Annotated in this window: 19 protein-coding genes; 2 read left to right on the forward strand and 17 right to left on the reverse strand. The window is 53.7% G+C overall.

Features of this window, described 5'->3' with window-relative positions; all coding sequences use genetic code 11:
• Positions 1–24: 24 nt before the first annotated feature.
• Complete coding sequence (locus E2L00_RS05225) at positions 25–399, reverse strand: YcfL family putative periplasmic lipoprotein (RefSeq protein WP_167608007.1); 375 nt, start codon at positions 397–399, stop codon at positions 25–27.
• 4 nt (positions 400–403) lie between these two features.
• Complete coding sequence (hinT, locus tag E2L00_RS05230; RefSeq protein WP_167608010.1) at positions 404–760, reverse strand: purine nucleoside phosphoramidase; 357 nt, start codon at positions 758–760, stop codon at positions 404–406.
• 365 nt (positions 761–1,125) lie between these two features.
• Between hinT and fhuE the strand changes: the two genes are divergently transcribed.
• The gene (fhuE, locus tag E2L00_RS05235) at positions 1,126–3,318 is read left to right on the forward strand and encodes a ferric-rhodotorulic acid/ferric-coprogen receptor FhuE (protein ID WP_167609607.1); all 2,193 of its coding nucleotides are present in this window, start codon (positions 1,126–1,128) and stop codon (positions 3,316–3,318) included.
• Between the two features lie 223 nt (positions 3,319–3,541).
• Here fhuE and ptsG read toward each other — a convergent pair whose 3' ends face one another.
• The 14 genes from ptsG to yceD form a co-directional block, all read right to left on the reverse strand.
• Positions 3,542–4,975: a PTS glucose transporter subunit IIBC gene (ptsG, locus tag E2L00_RS05240; RefSeq protein WP_167608013.1), complete on the reverse strand. Its 1,434-nt coding sequence runs from the start codon at positions 4,973–4,975 to the stop codon at positions 3,542–3,544.
• A 295-nt stretch (positions 4,976–5,270) separates the two neighbouring features.
• Positions 5,271–6,068, reverse strand: coding sequence for a metal-dependent hydrolase (locus E2L00_RS05245; protein WP_167608016.1), 798 nt, complete (start codon positions 6,066–6,068; stop codon positions 5,271–5,273).
• 10 nt (positions 6,069–6,078) lie between these two features.
• Positions 6,079–7,086, reverse strand: coding sequence for a DNA polymerase III subunit delta' (gene holB / locus E2L00_RS05250; RefSeq protein ID WP_167608018.1), 1,008 nt, complete (start codon positions 7,084–7,086; stop codon positions 6,079–6,081).
• Positions 7,086–7,724 carry a dTMP kinase gene (gene tmk, locus E2L00_RS05255; protein ID WP_167608021.1) on the reverse strand — a complete coding sequence of 213 codons (639 nt, stop codon included), beginning with the start codon at positions 7,722–7,724 and terminating at the stop codon, positions 7,086–7,088. The genes holB and tmk overlap by 1 nt, the downstream gene beginning before the upstream one ends.
• The gene (gene yceG, locus E2L00_RS05260; protein WP_167608023.1) at positions 7,714–8,736 is read right to left on the reverse strand and encodes a cell division protein YceG; all 1,023 of its coding nucleotides are present in this window, start codon (positions 8,734–8,736) and stop codon (positions 7,714–7,716) included. The genes tmk and yceG overlap by 11 nt, the downstream gene beginning before the upstream one ends.
• 10 nt (positions 8,737–8,746) lie before the next feature.
• Entirely contained in the window at positions 8,747–9,547 is an 801-nt protein-coding gene (gene pabC, locus E2L00_RS05265) for an aminodeoxychorismate lyase (RefSeq protein ID WP_167608026.1), read from the reverse strand.
• A 125-nt stretch (positions 9,548–9,672) separates the two neighbouring features.
• Positions 9,673–10,914, reverse strand: a complete 1,242-nt coding sequence (gene fabF / locus E2L00_RS05270; RefSeq protein WP_167608029.1) for a beta-ketoacyl-ACP synthase II — start codon at positions 10,912–10,914, stop codon at positions 9,673–9,675.
• 86 nt (positions 10,915–11,000) lie between these two features.
• A complete protein-coding gene (acpP, locus tag E2L00_RS05275) occupies positions 11,001–11,237 on the reverse strand; it encodes an acyl carrier protein (RefSeq protein WP_167608032.1) in 237 nt (78 codons plus the stop codon).
• A 154-nt stretch (positions 11,238–11,391) separates the two neighbouring features.
• The gene (gene fabG / locus E2L00_RS05280; RefSeq protein ID WP_167608034.1) at positions 11,392–12,126 is read right to left on the reverse strand and encodes a 3-oxoacyl-ACP reductase FabG; all 735 of its coding nucleotides are present in this window, start codon (positions 12,124–12,126) and stop codon (positions 11,392–11,394) included.
• 13 nt (positions 12,127–12,139) lie between these two features.
• On the reverse strand, positions 12,140–13,069 hold the full coding sequence (gene fabD, locus E2L00_RS05285) for an ACP S-malonyltransferase (protein WP_167608037.1): 930 nt from the start codon (positions 13,067–13,069) through the stop codon (positions 12,140–12,142).
• Positions 13,070–13,085: 16 nt separating this feature from the next.
• Entirely contained in the window at positions 13,086–14,039 is a 954-nt protein-coding gene (locus E2L00_RS05290; RefSeq protein WP_167608039.1) for a beta-ketoacyl-ACP synthase III, read from the reverse strand.
• A gap of 6 nt (positions 14,040–14,045) precedes the next feature.
• A complete protein-coding gene (plsX, locus tag E2L00_RS05295; RefSeq protein WP_167608042.1) occupies positions 14,046–15,080 on the reverse strand; it encodes a phosphate acyltransferase PlsX in 1,035 nt (344 codons plus the stop codon).
• A gap of 12 nt (positions 15,081–15,092) precedes the next feature.
• Positions 15,093–15,263, reverse strand: coding sequence for a 50S ribosomal protein L32 (rpmF, locus tag E2L00_RS05300; protein ID WP_013508656.1), 171 nt, complete (start codon positions 15,261–15,263; stop codon positions 15,093–15,095).
• A 16-nt stretch (positions 15,264–15,279) separates the two neighbouring features.
• Positions 15,280–15,801: a 23S rRNA accumulation protein YceD gene (gene yceD, locus E2L00_RS05305; RefSeq protein ID WP_167608044.1), complete on the reverse strand. Its 522-nt coding sequence runs from the start codon at positions 15,799–15,801 to the stop codon at positions 15,280–15,282.
• A 267-nt stretch (positions 15,802–16,068) separates the two neighbouring features.
• Between yceD and E2L00_RS05310 the strand changes: the two genes are divergently transcribed.
• Positions 16,069–16,653, forward strand: coding sequence for a Maf family protein (locus E2L00_RS05310; protein ID WP_167608046.1), 585 nt, complete (start codon positions 16,069–16,071; stop codon positions 16,651–16,653).
• A 30-nt stretch (positions 16,654–16,683) separates the two neighbouring features.
• On the opposite strand, the gene rluC is transcribed toward E2L00_RS05310, so the two are convergent.
• A complete protein-coding gene (rluC, locus tag E2L00_RS05315; RefSeq protein WP_167609610.1) occupies positions 16,684–17,637 on the reverse strand; it encodes a 23S rRNA pseudouridine(955/2504/2580) synthase RluC in 954 nt (317 codons plus the stop codon).
• Between the last annotated feature and the right edge of the window lie 205 nt (positions 17,638–17,842).

Here is a 17,842-nt window from a genome sequence, read left to right on the forward strand (position 1 = left end):
ATTCCCCTAATCAAAATTCACCCCTTATAAAGAGAGATAAAGACGCACCTTACGTGCATCTGGATAACTGGCCGTTGACGATACCGTTAATGTGGATTTGGCCGGTATCGTAACCGAGCGTGGTCTTTCGAGCGGATGGATTTCCAGCCCTTTTGCATCGTACCAGTAGAAACGACAGTTAATAGTGACCGGCACGCTTCGCTCATTATACAACTTCGCTTCGGAAACGGTGGCGCCATCAACCGATGAAATATCAGGTTTTTCAGCGCTGATCCCTGCGGCCAGCACCGATGACTCCATCACCAGCGCCTGTTGTTCATTCACCGGAATGGCAGGACGGGAACCACAGCCAGCCAATAGCGCAACCGCCAGCAGCAATAAGAGAGGGTTCCGTTTCATCACATTAACCTTTGTGGGCCAGCATCGGCCCGAGCGCGCGACCGCCCAGCAGATGCATATGGATATGGTAAACTTCCTGCCCGCCGTGGCGGTTACAGTTCATGATTAAACGATAGCCGTCTTCTGCAATTCCTTCCTGCTCGGCAATCTTCGCAGAGGCTGTCAGCATGCGTCCTAACGTCTGCTCATGTTCAGCGGTGACGTGGTTTACCGTTGGGATCAGCACGTTGGGAATAATAAGGATGTGGGTAGGTGCCTGGGGAGCAATATCACGAAAGGCGGTAACCAGTTCGTCCTGGTAAACGATATCGGCCGGAATTTCGCGGCGAATGATTTTACTGAAAATAGTTTCTTCGGCCATGACGTTTACCTTTTTTCATTAGTTTGTGGCGTAAGTTGCAGGCGTTGCACACAGACGAACGATTCCCTGATGCGCGGCTGGCATAGAGAGTATGAGCGAGTTACTCCCGCACTTTCAACCTCAACCCTTTATTTCTTTACGCTAAAACCCCTTGGCTGCTGCTCTACTAACCGTTCCGTTCAGCACGACCGCTAAAATCTTGTTTCATTCCCTGATATACATATATTTACACAGTCAATCATAATGCGTATATTTCTCATTTGCATTTTCATGCGCAATTAGCACACAGAAAATAACAAGAACGACCCGGCACCGGATTGTTTGACGTCGGGATATAACTTTCAATACTTAATTAAGGGCTTATGATGTTTTTATCCATTCATGCCATGGATGATAAGCGGTCAATCGCCACCGCGCCTTCTTTACTGGCTGCCTGTATCGCTTTTGCTCTGACACCAGCCGCAAGTTTCGCAGCAACGAACGATGGCGAAGACACGCTTATTGTCGAAGGCGCCGCCAGCGCTGACGTAAATCCTGCTCAAGAGCAGGATTACAGCGTTAAAGCCACCGCGGCCGGTACAAAAATGACGCTGGTTCCGCGCGATATTCCACAGTCCGTCAGCATCATCAGCGAACAGCGGATGAAAGATCAGAAGCTGGATACGCTGGGCGACGTGCTGAGAAACACCGTGGGCATCAGCGAAAGCTTTGCCGATTCTGACCGGGCCACCTACTACGCACGCGGCTTTGCTATCGATAACTATATGGTCGATGGCATCCCGACGCTGTTTGAATCCCGCTGGAACCTGGGCGACGCGCTTTCAGATACCGCTCTGTACGAGCGCATTGAAGTGGTACGCGGCGCAAACGGCTTAACCACAGGTTCCGGCAATCCTTCCGCCGCGATCAACATGGTGCGAAAGCATGCGGACAGCAAAGAGTTCACCACCAACGTTTCCGCAGAATACGGCAGCTGGAATAAGCAGCGTTACGTCGCCGATCTGTCAACGCCGCTCATTGACTCCGGCAAAATCCGCGGTCGTATGGTGGCGGGCTATCAGGACAACGATAGCTGGCTTGACCGCTACAACCAGAAGAAAAAATTCTTCTACGGCGTGGTGGACGTTGACCTGACGGACGCCACCGCTTTCTCCGTGGGCTACGACTATCAGCAAACCAACATTAACAGCCCAACCTGGGGCGGTATTCCACGCTGGTATACGGACGGCAGCAAAACCAGCCCTGACCGCAGCTATAGCACCGCGCCGGGCTGGGCGTATAACGACAAAGAGTCCCAACGTACCTTTGTGACGCTTAAACAGCAGCTTGGAAACGACTGGCAGCTAACGGTGAACGGCACGCATACCGAGATGACTCTCGACAGCAAGCAGCTTTACCTGGATGGCCAGGTTGATAAATCCAGCGGCCTGCTTGTCAGCCCGTACGGCCCTTCTTATCCCTTCGTTGGCGGTACGGGTTACAACACCGGCAAGCGCAAAGTTGATGCCCTGGATACCTATGCCAGCGGTTCTTATGACCTCCTTGGCCGCCAGCACGAGCTAATGGTCGGCACCAGCTACAGCCGTCAGAACAATACTTACTACAGCTCCTGGGCGAACATTGGCGACACGGAACTGGGTAATTACAACAACTATGACGGTAATTTCCCTGAAACTGACTGGTCGCCGCTCAGCCTTGCGCAGAAAGATACCATTCATCAGAAGTCGGCCTATATGGCGACGCGTATCTCGCTTGCCGATCCGCTGCACGTTATCCTCGGTGCGCGCTATACGAAGTACAATCTGGATACGCTGAACCAGCAACTGGAGAAAAATAACACTTCGCCATATGCGGGGATTATTTTTGATATCAACGATACCTGGTCAACCTACGCCAGCTATACCTCCGTTTTCAAACCGCAAACCGAGCGCGATACGGAAAAGAAATATCTCTCGCCTATTACCGGCAATAACTATGAGGCAGGTCTGAAAGGAGACTGGATGAACGGTCGTCTGACCGCTTCCATGGCCATCTTCCGAATTGAGCAGGACAACCTGGCGCAGGCAACAGGCGAAGTAATACCCGGCACCAGCGGCGAAGCAGCTTACAGAGAGGCTGATGGCACGGTAAGCAAAGGCGTTGAGTTTGAAGTCAACGGCGCGCTAACCGATAACTGGCAGATGACCGTAGGCGCGACTCGCTACGTCGCTGAAGACAGCGAGGGTGCAGCCGTTAATCCCTATCTGCCGCGCACCAGCGTGAAGATGTTTACCAGCTATCGCCTGCCGATGCTGCCGGATCTCACCGTTGGCGGCGGCGTGAACTGGCAAAACAAAGTCTGGTCGGATGTTGCTGTACCGTCAGGCACCTGGCGTTCTGAGCAGGGCAGCTTCGCGCTGGTTGATCTTTTCGCCCGCTATCACGTGACGAAAGAGTTCTCCGTGCAGGCTAACGTGGATAATCTGTTCGACAAATCTTACGACACCAACGTGGACAGCCGCGGCATCGTTTACGGCGCGCCTCGTAACTTCTCGGTGACCGCGAATTATTCATTCTGATTACCGTAATCTGATTTAGCCTAAATTATTCATGTTGCAGCCGGGCGGCAAAGAAGTGACAAATCTGCGTTAGCAGCTTTGAACGCTGCCTGGCAGCGGCCCCGCAGGAGTGAGGTCCATGGACGGGCCGAATAAGAGTGCAGCCAACGTCCCTGCAACCTGAAGCATAACGGCGATAAAAAAGGGAGGCCATTGGCCTCCCTTAGTCTCCCCAAATCACAACTTAGCTGTTACGGATCCATTCATCCATTTCAGTTTTCAGGTTATCGGATTTAGTCCCGAAGATTGCCTGAACGCCTGAACCAGCTACTACAACACCTGCCGCACCCAATTTCTTCAGGCCCGCCTGGTCGACTTTAGAAACGTCGGCCACGCTAACACGCAGACGGGTAATACATGCGTCCAGGTTAGTGATGTTTTCTTTACCGCCGAAAGCGCCAACCAGAGCCGGTGCCATTTCGCTTGTGGAAGTCGTGGTGGACTCAGCGGTTGCGTCTTCACGACCCGGAGTTTTCAGATCCAGCGCTTTGATCAGCACGCGGAACAGGGTGTAGTAAATCGCCGCGTAGCACAGACCGATAACCGGGAACAGCCACAGTTTGCTGCTGTTACCGCTCAGCACGATGAAGTCGATCAGACCGTGAGAGAAGGAAGTACCGTCACGCATACCCAGCAGGATACAGATCGGGAACGCCAGGCCTGCCAGCACCGCGTGGATGATGTACAGGATTGGGGCCACGAACATGAAGGAGAATTCGATTGGCTCGGTGATACCGGTCAGGAACGACGTCAGCGCAGCGGAGATCATGATGCCGCCAACTTTTGCACGGTTCTCAGGTTTCGCCGAGTGCCAGATTGCGATAGCAGCAGCAGGCAGGCCGTACATTTTGAACAGGAAGCCGCCGGAGAGTTTGCCCGCGGTTGGGTCGCCTGCCATGTAACGAGGGATATCGCCGTGGAACACCTGACCTGCAGCGTTGGTGTATTCACCGATCTGCATCTGGAATGGAACGTTCCAGATATGGTGCAGACCAAACGGCACCAGGCAGCGTTCTACGAAGCCGTAGATACCGAATGCCACAACCGGGTTCTGGTAAGCAGCCCACTGGGAGAAGGTCTGAATAGCCGTACCGATTGGCGGCCAGATGAAGGACAGCACAACGCCCATGAAGATCGCAGCCAGACCAGAGATGATCGGCACGAAACGTTTACCCGCGAAGAAGCCCAGATACTCAGGCAACTTAATACGGTAGAAACGGTTAAACATGTAGGCTGCAATAGCACCGGAGATGATACCGCCCAGCACACCCGTATCGGCAAGGTGCTTGGCTGCGATCTCTTCTGCAGGCAGATGCAGAACCAGCGGTGCAACCACAGCCATGGTTTTCACCATAATGCCGTAAGCAACCACAGCGGCCAGCGCGGAAACGCCATCGTTATTGGTGAAGCCCAGCGCAACACCGATGGCGAAGATCAGCGGCATGTTGGCGAAGACTGAACCGCCCGCTTCCGCCATAACATGAGAAACCACCGTTGGCAGCCAGCTGAAGTTTGCAGAACCGACGCCCAGCAGAATACCTGCGATAGGCAGTACGGATACTGGCAGCATCAGCGATTTACCCACCTTTTGCAGGTTAGCAAATGCGTTCTTAAACATAATAGAAAGTGCTCCTGAGTATTTGTGCTTTTTTACGCGTTATGCGCATCGGACCGCGGGGAGAAGCGATCCATAATCAGGCATCTAAGTGCCCTGTATTTATTACGCAGAGTAAAATAAATAGGAGGAAGTTTGTTTGACGGCTATCACGTTTCAAGGACAGATGGCCTGAAAACTTTCAAAAATTTACATAACTCATGTCTGATTGTTGCAAAAAAGGCGTGCTCCGCCCTTTTTATGGCGGAGCACTTTACTAGCTTCCTTTATTAATTACGAGCAATAAAATAACGGCTTATCAGACGATAGATTGCAGGCGTGAAGGCGGGATATGGAACAAATCAGCAAAGTTTTTCGTGGTCGCTACGGCTAATTCTTCTACCGAAACCCCTTTCAATACCGCCATGTATTCTGCTACATCGCGCGTCATTGCCGGTTGATTTTCCTTGCCCCGATGCGGAACGGGCGCCAGATAAGGTGAGTCTGTTTCAACCAGCATCCTGTCCAGAGGGACGTAGCGCGCGGCATCACGCAGCTGCTCCGCATTGCGGAACGTTACGATCCCGGAAAAGGAGATATAAAAGCCCATATCCAGCAGCTTTTCGGCCGTTTGCCGATCTTCTGTAAAACAGTGCAGTACCCCGCCACATTCCGTCACTTTCTCATCACGCAGAATCGCCAGCGTATCCTCACGTGCATCGCGCGTATGTACGATCACCGGTTTGTTGAGTTCACGCCCAATGCGGATATGGTTGCGGAAAGACGCCTGCTGGCGCGGTTTCGTTTCCGGCGTGTAAAAATAGTCCAGCCCGGTTTCGCCCATTGCGACGACTCCAGGCTCAGCGGCCAGACGGCGGAGCGCCTCGACGTCGTATTCCTCTTCCTGATGAAGCGGATGCACGCCGCAGGAGAAGGCGACATTTTCACGCTCGCCAACCAGTTCACGCATCCCGCGATAGCCGTCAAGCGTGGTGGCAACGGCGAGGAAAAACTTCACGTCTCTCGCGGCCGCTTTTGCCAGCACGTCGTCGACATTTTCGTGCAGGGACTGATAATCCAGGCCATCAAGATGGCAATGTGAGTCAACCAGAAACATACAGACACTCTTAAAGATGTGGAGAAGGAAGGATAGCACCCGGTTGCATAAGCCGCTCCCAGGTCAGCAATTGTTCAGTAATCAGTAATTCCCGGTTCACCCCCACCACCGTCAACAAAGACTCGCGGCAGGTGAACCAGCTTTGCAAAATCGCCTGCAAAATGGCAGGCCCGGCGCTGGCGGCAAGATTTGCCACCAGCGGCTGCATATCGTCATTCGCGAGCCACTGTCCCGCGCCCTGCTGCCATTTCAGCGCATCAAGCAGCAACGAGCTAAGCCAGTGGATACGCTGCACGGCATTTTCATGGTTAAGCACCGGCAACAAGGCGAGCAGATCTTTTGTAGCACCGGCCTGGGCCAGCTTTTCGCATAACATCTGACGATGTTTCCAGTTTTCTGGCTGGAGAAGTTCCGCAGCCGCAGCCGGTGCACCAGAACTCAGACGTAGCGCCGCACGCAGTTGCGCGCTATCCAGCGAACTTTCGCGAGCAAGCCAGGCCTGCGCGAAGCTTTCATCCGGAGGAGATAGATACCAGTAGAGGCAGCGGCTACGTAGCGTAGCGGGCAGACGAGCGGGTTCACGGCAGCCGAGAAAAAACCAGGTGTTCGCAGGCGGCTCTTCAAGCGTTTTGAGCAGCGCGTTGGCAGCCGCTTCGGTCAGCAACCCCGCCTCGGTAAGCCAGACTACCTTCGCGCCGCCCTGCCGGGCGTGGCCGTATAACTTTTCGGTAATTTCACGGATGCTGTCGATGCCTAAGCTGGTTTTGCCTTTTTCCGGGGCGATAACATAGCTGTCAGGATGGTTCCCGGCCTGCATGAGCTGGCAGCCGCGGCACTGTCCGCAGCTTTTACTGCCCTGCGGCTGCTGACACATCAGCCAGCGGCTCAGGGCATAAATCAGGGCGTCGTCACCCATGCCGGGCAGCGCATGAAGCAGTAAAGCATGGTGTCCGCGACCTGACTGATACTGGCTGAGAATTTGCTCAAACGGCCCGCGCAGCCATGGATACCATTTCATCAGATAAGACCCTTCGCCCATTCGATAACCGCGTTGCGCACGGCTGCCGAGACTTCATCCAGCGAACGAGTTGCATCGATGGTTTTGATTCGGCTGTCCGCTGCCGCCAGCTCCAGGTAGCGCGCACGGGTGCGGTTGAAGAAATCGATAGATTCCTGTTCGATGCGGTCCAGCTCGCCGCGAGCGCGGGCGCGGGTCAGACCTACTTCCGGCGTGACATCCAGATAAATCGTCAAATCGGGATAGAACTCCCCCAGCACGGTGTTTCTCAGCGCCATCAGCAGGTCCCGATCGATACCGCGCCCGCCGCCCTGATAAGCCTGGGTTGAAAGATCATGACGGTCGCCAATCACCCAGGCCCCGCGGGCGAGGGCTGGCTTGATAACCGTTTCAACAAGCTGAACACGTGCAGCATAAAACATCAGCACCTCGGCTTTATCGGTCACTATTTCATCACCGATGCCTTTGTTATTGAGCGTGAGTTCGCGCAGCCTTTCCGCCAGCGGCGTGCCGCCCGGCTCGCGCGTGAAAACCAGATCGGTGATGCCCAGTTCCCGCAAAGTGGCAACCACCACGTTATGCGCGTTGGTTTTCCCTGCCCCTTCGAGCCCCTCAATGACGATAAATTTACTGACCATTCTTGTCCTTCAGTGCTTTGATATACACCTGCACCGCCTGATTATGGCTGGCGAGGTTGGTATTAAAGGTATGCCCGCCTTTACCGTCGGCAACAAAATAGAGATACGGTGTTTTCGCCGGATGCGCCGCAGCCTGCAACGATGCCGCGCTCGGTATGGCAATTGGGCCTGGCGGCAGACCGCTTATCACATACGTATTGTAAGGCGTCGGCGTCTCAAGATCCTTGCGCGACAGCTTACCATTATAGCTATCACCCATGCCGTAAATCACCGTTGGATCCGTTTGTAAACGCATCCCGATACGCAGACGGTTGATAAACACCGACGACACCCGGTCGCGCTCATTCGCCACGGCGGTTTCTTTCTCAACCACAGAAGCCATGGTGACCAGATCGTTTTGCGTTTTATACGGCAGCCCTTCGGCTTTTCCGTCCCATGTTTCCTGTACGACTTTTTTCATGCGCTCATGGGCGCGTTTAAGCAGCGCGATATCGCTGGTATTCGCCGTGTAAAGCCAGGTATCGGGAAAGAACCAACCCTCCACCCAGTCCGGATGCTCAAGCTTAAGCGCTTCCGCCACGGTAGCGTAACCGTCATCTTTAAGGGTGTGTTTGATGTATGGCGCTTCACGCAGCTGAGTTAACCAGTCGCTCAGACGCATTCCTTCAACAAACCGGATCGGGAACTGCGCCTCTTTACCGCTGGCCAGCAGCTTTAACATATCGCGTACCGTCATCTGCGGATTAAAGCGATAGGTACCCGCTTTAAAATTAGCAAGCTCAGGCTCGACTTTAAGCAGCCACTGGAACACGCGAGGGCGGTTAATCAGCTTCTCTTCATAGAGCTGGCTGCCCAGCGCAAGCCGGCCAGTTCCCGCTTTAAGAGTGAAAATAGTTTCCTGCTTAATTGCCAGGTGGCTGTTTGCCAGCTGGCGGACTTTCCACATGCCGACACCCGCAGCGATCCCCAGGACCACCAGCAACAGCACAAAGAAACGTAGCATTTTTTTCATCGGTAATCGTTTACTCACAAAGTGGCGCTAAAAAATGATAAAGCTCGCGCGAACGGTAATGCCAGGACTCCGCCTGCCTGACCGGCACCACCGGCATCAGCGCGTTACAGATAATCAGCTCATCGGCATCCGCGAGGGTTGTTACCCTCTCCCGCACTTCCTGAATCTGCCAGCCAGCATCGTTCAGGCAGGCCATAATGCGCTGGCGCATCGTACCGTTGACGCCCGCACGGTCGACTGAAGGGGTATAAACCGCGTTCCCCTTACGCCAGAATAAATTAGCCGCACAGCATTCCGTAAGCCACCCGTCACTGTCAAGGACAAGGGCCTCCTGCGCGGGCGTCTGTTCAAGATGCGTACGGATTAATACCTGTTCGAGGCGATTGAGATGTTTGATGCCAGCAAGATGCGGATTAACACCAAGGCAAATCGGGCTGAGCGCAAGGCTTATGCCCTGAGCTCGCCAGTCGTCATAAAATATGGGGAATGGTGAGACGTTGAGAATGCGGGTGGGTTGATTGCAATTTGCTGCGCTGTAGCCCCTTCCGCCTGCGCCCCGACTGATAATGATCTTCAGTACGGCTAGCTGTTCATTTGCGGCGAGCTGTTGCATCTCGCCGGCAAGCGTTGACCATTCGGTGAACGGAAGCAGGAGCTTCTCACAGGCAAGCCGTAAGCGGTGCAGATGCTGCTCGCTAAACGTTACCTTTCCCTTTCTGACCGCCGCTGTCGTAAAGCAGCCGTCACCGAACTGCACCGCACGATCGTTTGCCGGGAGCGTCGTCTGCCACTGTCCATTGATTAAGTACATAACGGTTCCTCAGAGGATGATGGCAACAGCGTGCCAGCGCAGAGAGAAAGCAGCAAGGGAGGAAATCTGAAGTGCGGGATTGAAAAGCATAAAGGGCCCGCAAACGAGCCCTTTATGCAAACGGTCTAGATCTTCTTGAAGATCAGAGAACCGTTAGTACCACCAAAACCGAAGGAGTTACACAGCGTGTATTCCATCCCGGATACCTGACGTGCAACATGTGGAACAAAGTCCAAATCGCAGCCTTCATCCGGGTTGTCGAGGTTGATGGTTGGCGGAACGACCTGATCGCGCAGCGCCAGGATGGAGTAGATGGATTCTACCGCACCCGCAGCGCCTAACAGGTGACCGGTCATAGATTTAGTGGAGCTTACCAGAACGCGGCTGGCGTCCGCACCAAAGATGGATTTTACCGCCTGCGTTTCGGCTTTGTCACCCGCAGGCGTGGACGTGCCGTGCGCGTTAACATAACCAATCTGGCCTGGCGTAACGCCGGCATCACGCAGCGCATTTTCCATCGCCAGCGCCGCGCCTGCACCGCTATCCGGTGGAGAAGTCATATGGTAAGCATCGCTGCTCATACCAAAGCCAACGATTTCAGCGTAGATTTTAGCGCCACGTTTTTTCGCGTGTTCATACTCTTCGAGCATGATCACACCAGCACCGTCGCCCAGCACAAAGCCGTCACGGTCTTTATCCCAGGGGCGGCTTGCCGCCTGCGGGTTATCGTTGCGGGTGGAGAGCGCACGCGCTGCACCAAAACCACCAACACCAAGCGGAGTACTGGCTTTTTCTGCGCCACCTGCCAGCATCGCGTCTGCATCGCCGTAAGCGATGATGCGCGCCGCATGGCCGATGTTATGCACGCCAGAAGTACAGGCGGTGGCAATGGAAATGCTGGGACCACGCAGACCGAACATAATGGTCAGATGACCCGCTACCATATTCACAATCGTAGACGGTACGAAGAACGGGCTTATCTTACGTGGTCCACCGTTAACCAACGACGTGTGGTTCTCTTCGATAAGACCCAGCCCACCGATACCAGAGCCAATAGCGGCGCCAATACGGGATGCGTTCTCTTCCGTTACTTCAAGCCCAGAATCCAGCATGGCTTGATGGCCAGCGACAATTCCATATTGAATGAAGGCATCCATCTTGCGCTGTTCTTTACGCGAGATGATGTCATCACAGTTAAAATCCTTTACTAAGCCAGCAAATTTTGTTGCATAGGCGGTAGTATCGAAATGGTCGATCAGGCTGATGCCACTCTGACCGGCAAGGAGAGCTTTCCAGGTAGACTCTACGGTATTGCCGACAGGAGACAACATGCCCAGTCCGGTCACAACTACACGACGCTTAGACACGTTTGTCCTCCAGGGAGGGAAAAATAGGACTTGTGGGACAATCAGATAAAACTCAGGCGGTCGAGTGACCGCCTGGAGATGTTCACTTACGCCTGGTTACCGTTGATGTAATCAATGGCAGCCTGAACGGTGGTGATTTTCTCTGCTTCTTCGTCCGGAATCTCAGTATCAAACTCTTCTTCCAGAGCCATTACCAGCTCAACGGTGTCAAGAGAATCAGCGCCCAGGTCCTCAACGAAGGAAGCGGTGTTAACGACTTCTTCCTGCTTAACGCCCAGTTGTTCGCCAATGATTTTCTTAACGCGTTCTTCGATAGTGCTCATACTCTTAAATTTCCTATCAAAACTCGCTTTCGCGATGGTTTTCGTAGTGTATAAAATGTTGAAAAAGATGCAACTAAATCCCGGCAGGTCGTACCACGATTTTACGCTATTTTGCGGGCATTCGCCCAAATAACGCAAATAATTTTAATCCTGGTTAAACCATATACATTCCGCCGTTGACGTGCAGGGTCTCACCAGAGATGTACCCGGCCTCGTCAGAGGCTAAAAATGCTACTGCGCTGGCGATTTCTTTTGCGTCACCTAAGCGACCCGCTGGAACCTGCGCCAGGATACCCGCACGCTGATCGTCAGAGAGCGCACGCGTCATGTCCGTTTCAATAAAACCCGGAGCAACAACGTTTACAGTAATACCGCGGGACGCAACTTCACGCGCCAGCGACTTACTGAAACCAATCAGGCCTGCTTTCGCCGCAGCGTAGTTAGCCTGACCAGCATTTCCCATGGTGCCAACCACGGAACCAATAGTGATAATTCGGCCATGACGCTTTTTCATCATAGCTCGCATTACCGCTTTTGACAGACGGAATACGGATGACAGATTGGTTTCGATGATATCGTTCCACTCGTCATCTTTCATGCGCATTAACAGGTTATCACGAGTGATACCGGCATTATTTACCAGAATATCCACTTCGCCAAATTCTGCGCGAATATTTCCTAACACCGACTCAATAGATGCCGAGTCGGTCACATTCAGCATAAAACCTTTACCGTTAGCGCCTAAATAGTCACTGATGGCCTGCGCACCGCTTTCGCTGGTGGCAGTGCCGATAACTTTTGCACCGCGAGCCACCAGGGTCTCAGCGATGGCGCGGCCGATACCACGGCTGGCGCCGGTTACCAGCGCAACTTTTCCTTCAAAACTCATGGGCTTCCTCTTTTTATTGCTCAAGCGCCGCTGACAGAGAAGCAGGCTCGTTAATGGCCGCTGCGGTCAGGGTGTCAACAATACGTTTAGTCAGGCCGGTCAAAACCTTACCTGGGCCAACTTCCAGCAACTGGGTCACGCCCTGCGCCGCCATAAATTCTACTGATTTCGTCCACTGCACCGGGCTGTAAAGCTGGCGTACCAGCGCGCTACGGATAGCCTCAGGCGACGTTTCGCATTTCACATCAACGTTATTCACCACCGGTACGGCCGGCGCGTTGAAGGTGATATTTTCCAGCGCTACGGCTAATTTATCTGCCGCAGGCTTCATCAGCGCACAGTGGGACGGCACGCTTACCGGCAACGGCAGCGCGCGTTTAGCGCCTGCGGCTTTACAAGCCGCACCGGCTCGCTCTACGGCTTCTTTGTTGCCTGCAATTACTACCTGACCCGGTGAGTTGAAGTTCACAGGGGAGACAACCTGTCCCTGAGCTGCTTCTTCACAGGCTTTCGCGATAGAAGCGTCGTCCAGACCGATGATAGCAGACATGGCGCCTGTGCCTTCCGGCACCGCTTCCTGCATCAATTTGCCGCGTAGCTCTACCAGACGAACAGCATCAGCAAAGTTAATTACGCCCGCGCAAACCAGCGCCGAGTATTCACCCAGGCTGTGGCCTGCCATCATCGCAGGCATTTTACCGCCCTGCTGCTGCCAGACGCGATAAATCGCTACTGAAGCTGCCAGCAGTGCAGGCTGGGTCTGCCAGGTTTTATTCAGTTCTTCCGCCGGGCCCTGCTGTGTCAGCGCCCAGAGATCGTAGCCCAGCGCATCTGACGCTTCACGGAAGGTTTCTTCGACAATCGGCCAGGCGGCGGCTAAATCAGCCAGCATACCGACAGCCTGTGAACCCTGTCCCGGGAAAACAAAAGCGAATTGAGTCATTCTCTTATCCCTATAATCAAAAACGAACCAGTGCCGAACCCCAGGTAAAGCCGCCGCCAAATGCTTCAAGCAGTACCAGCTGGCCGCGTTTGATGCGCCCGTCACGAACCGCTTCATCCAGCGCCGCAGGCACGGAGGCCGCAGAGGTGTTACCGTGTCTGTCGAGCGTGACCACTACATTGTCCATCGACATGCTCAGCTTTTTCGCCGTCGCGCTGATAATGCGCAGGTTTGCCTGATGCGGCACTAACCAGTCGAGATCCGCGCGGTCCAGATTGTTTGCCGCCAGCGTTTCATCAACAATGTGTGCAAGTTCAGTGACCGCCACTTTGAAGACCTCGTTACCGGCCATCGTCAGATACGATGATTTAGCAGGATCGAGGCGATCCTGGTTTGGCAGCGTCAGCAGTTCGCCGTAGCTACCATCAGCATGCAAATGCGTGGAAATAATGCCCGGCTCTTCGCTCTTACCCAGAACGACAGCGCCCGCACCATCACCAAACAGAATAATTGTTCCGCGATCCTCAGGATCGAGCGTTCTCGCCAGCGCGTCAGAACCGATAACCAACGCGTAGTCTACCACGCCGTTTTTCACGTACAGATCGGCGATACTCAGCGCATAGGTAAAGCCTGCGCAAGCGGCTGCAACGTCAAACGCCGGGCAACCTTTAATGCCCAGCATGGCCTGTATCTGGCAGGCCGCGCTTGGAAATGCGTGGGTCGACGACGTGGTCGCAACGACAATCAGGCCAACCTGGGACTTATCGACGCCGGCCATTTCCAGGGCGCGCGTTGCCGCAGCATAGCCCATGGTCGCCACGGTTTCTTCGGGCGCTGCGATTCGGCGTTCACGAATACCTGTACGGGTGACAATCCACTCGTCAGAAGTATCCACCATTTTTTCCAGGTCGGCGTTAGTCCGCACGTGTTCGGGCAGAAAGCTGCCCGTACCAATAATCTTCGTATACATGTACGCTCAGTCACTCTTCGGTAATACAGATTCCAGGCGGGCAGAAATTCGGGTGGGAACCTGCCGCGCCACCGCCTGCACTGCCTGTTCAATCGCGACGGCAAACGCTCGCTGATTGGCCGCACCGTGGCTCTTAATCACAGTACCGCGCAATCCTAACAGACAGGCGCCATTATACTGGTCGGGGTTGAGGTGACTGAATCGCCTGGTCAGACGTTTTTGTAACCAACGCTGCAATAAAATCAGCCACCACGCCTTTTTTTTCCCCTCGCCCTGTGATTTCAGAAGCGAAAGGAACATCCTGACAACCCCTTCCATTGTCTTGAGTGTGACATTACCAACAAAGCCATCACACACCAGTACATCCGTTTTTCCGGTCAACAGTTCGTTGGCTTCAAGATAACCAATATAGTTGATAGAAGGCATTGTTTTTAATAATGCAGAGGCATCGCGAATACTGTCGAGGCCTTTGGTCTCTTCTTCACCGATGTTCAGCAACGCCACGCGAGGGTTAACCAGGCCCAGCACCTCTTCCGCCATCACGGAGCCCATGATGGCAAACTGCACCAGCATATTACTGTCGCAGTCTACATTGGCGCCGAGATCCAGCACCACTGTTTTGCCTTTTTGCTGGTGGGGTAAAACCGTCATCAGCGCCGGGCGTTCAATCCCTTCAAGGGGCTTAAGCAATAATTTCGCCAGCCCCATCAGGGCACCGGTGTTACCGGCGCTCACGCAGGCTTCCGCCCGCCCTTCTTTTACCAACTCAAGCGCCAGACGCATGGATGAACCGCGGCTGTTGCGGATCGCATGTGACGGCCTGGCATCACTGGCAATAACCGATTCCGCAGGAATAATCTGCAGACGTGAACGTTTTTCGAAATCAGCTTTGGCAAGTAATGGCGTGATGGCGTCGGGGCATCCGACTAAAAGAAGGCTTAGCTGGGGATTAGAGTCCAGTGCCTGCAATGCTGCAGGCACTGTCACGGAAGGACCGAAGTCCCCACCCATGGCATCTAACGCAAGGGTTAGACGTCTCAAAGTATCGCCAGATTACTTAGCGATAACCTTGCGGCCGCGGTAGTAACCGTCGGCGGTGATGTGGTGACGCAGATGAGTTTCGCCAGAAACTTTGTCCACGGACAGGGTGGTGGTGGTCAGCGCGTCATGGGAACGACGCATGCCACGTTTGGAACGGGTTGGTTTATTCTGTTGTACGGCCATGGACCTTACTCCTCAATTACTTACGCTTTAAACTGGCTAATACGGCAAATGGGTTTGGTTTCTCCGCCTCTGCAGGCAGTTTGCCAAAGACCATGTCCGCCTCGGACACTTCACAGTGTTCAGAATCATGCACCGGAACCACTGGCAAGGAGAGGATGATTTCATCTTCCACCAACGCCAGCAGATCGATTTCGCCAAATTCGTTAACCTGAACCGGCTCATACGCTTCCGGGAGTGCTTCAGCCTGCTCGTCTTTGACGATCGGACTAAAACAATACTGTGTGTAGACCTGATGAGCAAACGGCTTCCCGCAACGCTGACATGAGAGCGTCACCGATACCTTTGCATCGCCGGTTAAAACCGCGAGGCGCTGGTTATCGATAGCAAACGTCATATCGCATTCTACATCACTGTCCACACTGACCACAGATTCGGCGACGCGCTCAACCTGTTCAGGCGTATAAACACCCTGGTAATCAAGGCGTTTTTGAGCCGTACGAACCGGATCGAGAGTCAGGGGTAATTTTACCTTTTGCATAGGGCGCGCATATTAACTTTGTAACGTCGTAGAGTCAAAGAAAAAGGCCTCGAAACAGCGCCTTTTGCCATTTCTACCCTAAATAGTTTAAGTTGCAGGCAGGCGCCCAGCTCAGGCATCCCCAGGCGCTTACTAAAGTAAGTGACCGGGATGAGTGAGTGCAGGTAACACACCTGCGGCTTAAAATATGACGGGTATATTCGCACACATTGCGTGTGGCACAGTTTAAAATGCCTTTATCCAATTCGCTATCTTTAATGAAAAAACATGCAACCTATCGTGCTGGCTTCCACCTCACCCTTTCGCCGCGCCCTGCTTGAAAAACTTGGCGTACCGTTTATTACCGCCTCGCCTCTTACAGATGAAACGCCGCACGTCGGCGAGAGCGCGCGTGAACTGGTTACCCGCCTTGCTCAGACCAAAGCGCAGGCGTTAAGAAATAATTTTCCCGCGCATTTAATTATCGGTTCGGATCAGGTTTGTGTCCTGAATAATCAGATTGCTGGTAAACCGCATACTGAAGAAAATGCGGTGCAGCAGCTGCTTCTCGCTCGCGGCGGCATCGTGACTTTTTATACCGGACTTGCGCTTTATAATTCGCAAAACGGCCATCTACAGACGATGTGCGAACCTTTTGATGTGCATTTTCGCCACTTGAGTGAAGAAGAGATCCGCAATTACGTTCGCAAAGAACAGCCGTTGCAGTGTGCGGGCAGCTTTAAAAGCGAAGGGCTGGGCATTACGCTGTTTGAACGGCTGGAGGGGCGCGATCCCAACACGCTCATTGGGCTGCCATTAATTGCTTTGTGCGAGATGTTAATAAACGAGGGATGTAATCCGCTGCTGGCATAAAGAAACGCTCCCGGACAGGAGCGTCATTCATCAGCTGGCGTTGCGCAACGCCGTCAGGCACCGTTTGAGCTGCTCATCCAGCGGGGCTTCAACGCGCATAATTTCACCGGTGTTCGGATGCGTAAAGCGTAGCGCGGCAGCATGCAAGAACAGGCGATTTAAACCTGTGCCTGCCAGCTGCTTATCAAATTCACGATCGCCGTAGCGGTCATCGAAGGCGATAGGATGCCCGGCATGGAGCGTATGCACGCGAATCTGGTGCGTGCGGCCAGTCACCGGACTACAGCGCACCAGCGTCGCGAACTTGTAGCGCTCTTCGACCTTAAAACGCGTCTCTGAAGCTTTACCTTCGCTGTTAACGCGCACGATGCGTTCGCCGCTTTGCAGAATGTTTTTCAGCAGCGGAGCCTGCACCACTTTCATGTGCGACTGCCATTGACCGCGAACCAGCGCCAGATAATCCTTCTGCATGCCTTTTTCGCGCAGTTGTTCATGTAACGAACGTAGCGCGGAACGCTTTTTCGCCACCAGCAGGATGCCGGACGTATCACGGTCCAGGCGATGAACGAGTTCCAGGAAGCGCGCTTCCGGGCGCAGCGCACGCAGGCCTTCGATTACGCCAAAGCTTAATCCGCTTCCGCCATGCACCGCCGTGCCTGAAGGCTTGTTCAGCACAAGGATATGCTCATCTTCATAGAGAATAGCGTCAGCCAGCGCCGCCACTTTCTGCAGGTGCGGTGAGACCGGCGCATCTTCACGCTCGGCCACTCTGACGGGCGGAATTCTGACTTCATCGCCGTCCTCGAGCTTGTACTCCGGCTTGATGCGTTTTTTATTCACGCGCACTTCGCCTTTGCGCAAAATGCGATAGATCATACTTTTCGGCACGCCCTTTAAACGGGAGAGCAAAAAATTGTCGATACGTTGCCCGGCCTCATCGGCGGAAATAGCAACGATTTTTACGGAAGGTGTCTGGGTTTTCATGGTCGGCGATTCTAAATAGCGTACGCGCATAGCGCCACTCATTTTTATGTGCTTAACTGACAATCTGCCCGGTTCAAGACGATATAACCTGTCTTTTTGCACTTTCTGCCCAAGGCAGAAAAAAAGCGGGTTAAAAATCTGTAAGAAACGAGGCACCAAAGGCAAAAGTCATCTTGCTATAATAAGGTTAGCAATGGAATAATGT

Source organism: Cedecea colo, from assembly GCF_011808225.1.
GTDB classification, from domain to species: domain Bacteria; phylum Pseudomonadota; class Gammaproteobacteria; order Enterobacterales; family Enterobacteriaceae; genus Dryocola; species Dryocola colo.

Excerpts from the sequence above, each read along its gene's own strand:
- E2L00_RS05225 (WP_167608007.1), bottom strand. The coding sequence starts at position 399 with ATGAAACGGAACCCTCTCTTATTGCTGCTGGCGGTTGCGCTATTGGCT.
- hinT (WP_167608010.1), bottom strand. The coding sequence starts at position 760 with ATGGCCGAAGAAACTATTTTCAGTAAAATCATTCGCCGCGAAATTCCG.
- fhuE (WP_167609607.1), top strand. The coding sequence starts at position 1,126 with ATGTTTTTATCCATTCATGCCATGGATGATAAGCGGTCAATCGCCACC.
- ptsG (WP_167608013.1), bottom strand. The coding sequence starts at position 4,975 with ATGTTTAAGAACGCATTTGCTAACCTGCAAAAGGTGGGTAAATCGCTG.
- E2L00_RS05245 (WP_167608016.1), bottom strand. The coding sequence starts at position 6,068 with ATGTTTCTGGTTGACTCACATTGCCATCTTGATGGCCTGGATTATCAG.
- holB (WP_167608018.1), bottom strand. The coding sequence starts at position 7,086 with ATGAAATGGTATCCATGGCTGCGCGGGCCGTTTGAGCAAATTCTCAGC.
- tmk (WP_167608021.1), bottom strand. The coding sequence starts at position 7,724 with ATGGTCAGTAAATTTATCGTCATTGAGGGGCTCGAAGGGGCAGGGAAA.
- yceG (WP_167608023.1), bottom strand. The coding sequence starts at position 8,736 with ATGAAAAAAATGCTACGTTTCTTTGTGCTGTTGCTGGTGGTCCTGGGG.
- pabC (WP_167608026.1), bottom strand. The coding sequence starts at position 9,547 with ATGTACTTAATCAATGGACAGTGGCAGACGACGCTCCCGGCAAACGAT.
- acpP (WP_167608032.1), bottom strand. The coding sequence starts at position 11,237 with ATGAGCACTATCGAAGAACGCGTTAAGAAAATCATTGGCGAACAACTG.
- fabG (WP_167608034.1), bottom strand. The coding sequence starts at position 12,126 with ATGAGTTTTGAAGGAAAAGTTGCGCTGGTAACCGGCGCCAGCCGTGGT.
- fabD (WP_167608037.1), bottom strand. The coding sequence starts at position 13,069 with ATGACTCAATTCGCTTTTGTTTTCCCGGGACAGGGTTCACAGGCTGTC.
- E2L00_RS05290 (WP_167608039.1), bottom strand. The coding sequence starts at position 14,039 with ATGTATACGAAGATTATTGGTACGGGCAGCTTTCTGCCCGAACACGTG.
- rpmF (WP_013508656.1), bottom strand. The coding sequence starts at position 15,263 with ATGGCCGTACAACAGAATAAACCAACCCGTTCCAAACGTGGCATGCGT.
- yceD (WP_167608044.1), bottom strand. The coding sequence starts at position 15,801 with ATGCAAAAGGTAAAATTACCCCTGACTCTCGATCCGGTTCGTACGGCT.
- E2L00_RS05310 (WP_167608046.1), top strand. The coding sequence starts at position 16,069 with ATGCAACCTATCGTGCTGGCTTCCACCTCACCCTTTCGCCGCGCCCTG.
- rluC (WP_167609610.1), bottom strand. The coding sequence starts at position 17,637 with ATGAAAACCCAGACACCTTCCGTAAAAATCGTTGCTATTTCCGCCGAT.